Source organism: Chamaesiphon sp. OTE_20_metabat_361 (genome assembly GCF_031364565.1).
The window spans coordinates 1-4,042 of record NZ_JANLWO010000299.1 but is presented as its reverse complement, the minus strand read 5'-3'; the positions used below and the strand labels follow the sequence as shown (position 1 = coordinate 4,042).

Here is a 4,042-nt window from a genome sequence, read left to right as displayed (position 1 = left end):
ACTCACTGGGAATCCTTACCCACGATCGAAACCATCCAAGAGGAGATGAATCGCCTGTTTCATCAACTCTCACCCAGTGGTAATGGGGATTCTGAGCTAATGGCATTTATGCCTTCGGCAGAGCTTGAAGACACCCCAGACGCAGTTCATCTCAAACTCGAAATTCCTGGTTTAGAAGCAAAAGACCTCGATATTCAAGTCTCAGAACACTCCGTATCCATCAGTGGCGAACGGAGATCTGAAACCAAAACTGAGGAAAAAGGAGCAGTTCGTTCTGAGTTTCGCTATGGCAAATTTGAACGTATTATTCCTTTACCTGTACAAGTTAAAACTGATGCTGCCCAAGCTGAATACAAAAATGGGATTCTGACACTAAATCTGCCTAAGTCAGAGCAAGAAAAGAAAAAAGTTGTGAAGGTTGAAGTTAAATAGATCGATTCGCTAATTACGATCCGATCCGATCCGATCGATCTCCCCACCATTAGCGATCGATCTTGTTGGATTTCACTGCTGTTACTAGCTCGCAGCTCACGATCTCAAATCGCGAGCTGCGAGAAATTAATTTGGATCTGTAAAACAGACTGTCACTGACGACCGATTGGGAAATCCCTGGACACACGAATGCAGGAGTCATGTGACAATTATGAGTACCCATACCATCGGCCTTTTACTGGCTATTCTGGGTGGGTTTGTACCGATTGTTCTAACTATTCCCCCTTCACAGACATTTTCATCCACATTACTGGATCGAAATTTGCTAGCTCAAACACCAGCACCTTCATCATTTCCTGAAGATCGACCGACTCCACTTACTCCCGCAGTCAAAAAGTCTCGTGTTACCCAGGGTTCGCAATGGAAATTATGCGGTCGCCAACAGAATACCAGCCAGCGGAGTAGTGGCTTTACAGGGGATACTACTGGCACCTATATCAGCAATATTCAAGTCAATCTTTACAGCAATACTTACAGCACAGTTACTTTAAACTGGGCTAACAAAAATTTAAGCAGCGAAACTCTACCAGTTCAGTTTAATGCCTCTTCAGGTGCGGGGAATTGCAATGCAGATTGTCGTTCGACCGCCCAGAGTCAAAAGCGGGGTTCTCGCTGTACGCCTCTGTCTCCACCACCTTATTTAGTCCAAGGTTATGGTTGCGTTCTTCCCAAATATCCAGAGGCAAAATTTGTCACTTGGTTTCATGCAGAGCGAGAAATTGCCTTTCATGCCTACGCAGTGCCGCCTTATCCCGCTTCGCATGGATGTATGCGCCTATTAACTAAAAATCGCGGTGCTGAGTGGATTTATGACAATACTTTGGCTGGGATTACCCAAGTAAAAATCGATGGGAATCCGCTGTCAGTAAGTCTCAGTCCTAAGTGCTGGAGGGGCGATCGATTAATCTCCCGTCCGACAAAAAAATCCAAGCGATCTTCCGGCTAACCGAATTTGTGCGATGAGGATGTTGAAATTCATTCGATCCGCCTCAACCCCCGCAGATTGCTACACTCGCAACAGGTAATGATAACCCCTGAGATCTTGAGGATCGATCGCCCCAATTGTTGAGGGCTGCTGACTTAGTTCGAGAGTTTCATGCAAATAACCTTTACCCCGAACCATCAGTAGCAAACCGTGCCGTTGTAAAACCGCCTGAATCCGATCGAATGCTGCGGGCAATCGATCGAATGGAATATCTGGGAACGCATGGTGGACGGCATGATAGTCTAGTCCTCCCATCAGCCAGCCAACCCAGGGATAGGTGTCCAGATTGCGGCAGGAGTAGAGTTGCGTCAGTTGGTAGCCACCAGTTCGTCCCCACATGCCATAGTGCTCCAAATGATCTCGCGCTTGGACAATTGTGCCAGCAGTACGCTCCAAAATCAGCCAGAACAGCAGGTAACGACCAACTTCACCCCGTGCGTTGAAAAAAGCCAGCAGTCCACCTTGAAGCACGAGTATTCCCGCCAGATCGATCCATAACTGCACTCGCAATTGCGGTAATACAGTTCTCAACTTCCAAGCATTGGTCAAGGTTTTAATAATCAGCCCGATGCCACCTAAGCCGAAAATATCTAGGCCCCACTGATGGCGTACATACCAGCGCAAGAAAGGATTTACCCTTTGATACTCGGCTTGTGTCCACTGCACGCGCTCTGGGTCGCGCAGGTCGATCCCATTCCAGCCGTGATGCAAGCGATGTAGCAGCGCATACGTTCCATAGGGCCAAAACATCGGCCAAGTCGTTAGGCGGGGCGCAATCGTCTCGAACCACGACCATCCCGTCAGCGTTTGGTGAACCGTATCGTGACTACAGAGCATCCAAAACGCATAAAAGATGCCTGTAATTGCCGTAATGCCCACGAACGTGAGGATGTTGTCACTCGTAGACCAAGCTAGTGCTGTGAGGCTGAGGACGATCGCGCCAATCGTCGCGAATCGAAATAGACCAACACGGGGATCGACCTGACGTAGATCGGCGATGGCGGTTTGCAGTTCTGTTGTGAGTTTGTCCGCGGCCGGAATATACACGCCCATACTTTACCTTCTTCAACGAAAATAAGGGGTTTAAATCCCCTTAGTATGCTGCTATCGAGGAGTTAGATGTAATCGATTACCGATCCCAGGATTTACCTTAGAGGCTAAATCTTGGTTAGGAATTTTACCTAAAAAAGACTGTAACTCTATGCGAGTAAATTTATAATTGTACTCTCCAGCAATCTCGATCGTAGTATCAATATCGATCGCCATTTGGGTTTTTCTCTGCAATGACTCATCTTCTTTCACTGCTGCAAAGAAATCGCGAACACTTTTCATAGTCATAACAATACCCCTCCTTTCCGATCTCCAGATGAAGTCAATCTTAATCATCTAGTCAAGCAGATTCGATCTTACTGGCTCAAAAGCAAATGCTATCTAAAATAAGATTTGGATCGTTTACTTCGTTCGCAGAGCGTCGGCTTGCTGAATCGATTGTCTAGATATTTATATTGTGCATTTCTCTTTTTTAAAGTTATAAAATCATCACAACTCTTAATGAGTGGAAACTGAGTTGGCTAGTATTAGTTGAGTTGCGAAAAATCGGTCTGATTCTAGTGTCGAGCCGTAACATGCCAAACGGCTGAATCGAAATTAACCGATGTGGCACTCAATTGTGATTCAGCAAAGCTGATGCTCTTCGAACGAAGCATGAATATCTCAGAACCTTAGCTATTTAAGGAATTATGACCTGGGGTGCCATGTGGTTTCGTGCTAATTAGTTGTTCGACTTCCTCACTAGAAATAATCCATCCCTGAGCATCAGCCTGTTCCAAAATTGACATGTACCACAGCGGATTTGATTGATTTTGATGCTTGTTTATTGATGTTTCTAGCTGCTCCAACCGACTATAAATATTTTCCAATAACTTTTCTAGATGGCTGTTTAATCGTGGGGATATTGGGTCAGTTGCTAGATCGGGCTGTCGCTTATTTGCTGTCGCGACTGCTGGATCGACGATCGATCCATTAACATGATTATTATTTGGTAATGACGATGTTGGGGGTAAATTTGGTGCTACTATTGGTGGTAGCGGAGCGGGAGCATCCCAATCATGCGAGTAAAATAATTATACTACGCAAGAGTTGAGAAGTAGTTTACTATGATATTTATTGAACATGCAGCAGCTCGCGGGTAGTTCTTCTTTACCTCAATCTCAATAATTTTTGTTTAACTTAAAGCTAGGTTTTAAATTATTATTTAGCCTGACACTACATGTCTATTTAAATATTCGCATCTCTGCTTTAATCCGTCGCCCATATTTTCAGTATTCCATTGCGCTCCGGATATTTTGATTCTGACACTGATTGTTTTTATTGTTGACTCTACTGCTCCAGAACCGATACATAGTCCCTGCTTTTGGTCTAATTTATAATTGGGAATTCTATCTTGATGTTCTTCTAAGTATGCTCTCTAAATTATCCACTTCTTTTGGGGGCGAGTTCCAATCACTAAATGCGGCTCTGGCTGCGGTAATTCCTCCTGCTTACAATTCTGTTCTAACTTGTTTG

The 4,042-nt window shown here is 44.8% G+C and carries 5 protein-coding genes and 1 pseudogene; 2 read left to right on the top strand and 4 right to left on the bottom strand.

Annotated features, from left to right (window positions below):
* Positions 1-432, top strand: a 432-nt coding sequence (locus RMO35_RS08805) for an Hsp20/alpha crystallin family protein (RefSeq protein ID WP_309740315.1), incomplete at its 5' end; no start/stop codon positions are given.
* A 322-nt stretch (positions 433-754) separates the two neighbouring features.
* On the top strand, positions 755-1,438 hold the full coding sequence (locus tag RMO35_RS08800; RefSeq protein WP_309740314.1) for a L,D-transpeptidase: 684 nt from the start codon (positions 755-757) through the stop codon (positions 1,436-1,438).
* A gap of 60 nt (positions 1,439-1,498) precedes the next feature.
* Here the strand turns inward: RMO35_RS08800 and RMO35_RS08795 are convergent, their stop codons facing one another.
* The 4 genes and pseudogenes from RMO35_RS08795 to RMO35_RS08780 form a co-directional block, all read right to left on the bottom strand.
* Entirely contained in the window at positions 1,499-2,524 is a 1,026-nt protein-coding gene (locus RMO35_RS08795) for a fatty acid desaturase (RefSeq protein ID WP_309740312.1), read from the bottom strand.
* Between the two features lie 57 nt (positions 2,525-2,581).
* Positions 2,582-2,815, bottom strand: coding sequence for a Nif11-like leader peptide family natural product precursor (locus RMO35_RS08790; protein ID WP_309740311.1), 234 nt, complete (start codon positions 2,813-2,815; stop codon positions 2,582-2,584).
* Between the two features lie 383 nt (positions 2,816-3,198).
* Positions 3,199-3,396, bottom strand: coding sequence for a hypothetical protein (locus RMO35_RS08785; protein ID WP_309740310.1), 198 nt, complete (start codon positions 3,394-3,396; stop codon positions 3,199-3,201).
* A 335-nt stretch (positions 3,397-3,731) separates the two neighbouring features.
* A pseudogene (locus tag RMO35_RS08780) lies at positions 3,732-3,941 on the bottom strand (ISKra4 family transposase); the annotation flags it as partial.
* Between the last annotated feature and the right edge of the window lie 101 nt (positions 3,942-4,042).

Coding starts and splice junctions, on each gene's coding strand:
- RMO35_RS08790 (WP_309740311.1), bottom strand. CDS start 2,815: ATGACTATGAAAAGTGTTCGCGATTTCTTTGCAGCAGTGAAAGAAGAT.